Genomic DNA, 525 nt, shown 5'->3' with positions numbered 1-525 from the left:
TTGGAAAGACGCTCTACTAGCGTGATAACAGCACTCTTGTGGTGAACACCCACAATGGTATCTCCTTCGAGATGACCGAATTCTTCGGTGAACGCTGGATAGTCTACCTCTCTTTCCACGATATTTCGCTTGAAGGCTTGTTTTCCGCGACGTTCTTGATGCCCATTTGGCTTACGTTTTCCTTTCATGGGTAAGGTTTTTTCATCGAACACCTTTTCCTTGAAACGCCGATAAAGCGTCCGCATGGAACAGTCAATGGGTTTTTCTTTACGCCCGATAATGACATCGGGTGTCCAGCCCTGTGAGACTTTTTCTTTAATGTAGACTTGTTGGTCTGCAGGAAGGACACACTTACGTCTACCACACCGTTGTTTGTTTTTCTTATATTGTTGGTAATACTCAATGGCGGTATGGCCCTCTTTTAAGAAGTTGATGACGTTATAAATGGGTGTTCTAGAACGTTTTAAACGACTGGCAATGGTCGAGACCGGAATATGTTGGTGGTAATATGATTCTATCATCACC

1 protein-coding gene is annotated in these 525 nt (G+C 43.8%); it reads right to left on the bottom strand.

Annotated features, from left to right (window positions below):
* On the bottom strand, nucleotides 1–524 hold a 524-nt coding region (locus tag ACEN31_RS11630; RefSeq protein ID WP_407109487.1), incomplete at its 3' end, for an IS30 family transposase.
* Nucleotide 525 lies beyond the last annotated feature (1 nt).

It is taken from the genome of Ruoffia sp. FAM 26255 (genome assembly GCF_045528525.1).
GTDB lineage: Bacteria > Bacillota > Bacilli > Lactobacillales > Aerococcaceae > Ruoffia > Ruoffia tabacinasalis.
This window is presented reverse-complemented; position numbering and strand designations above follow the sequence as displayed.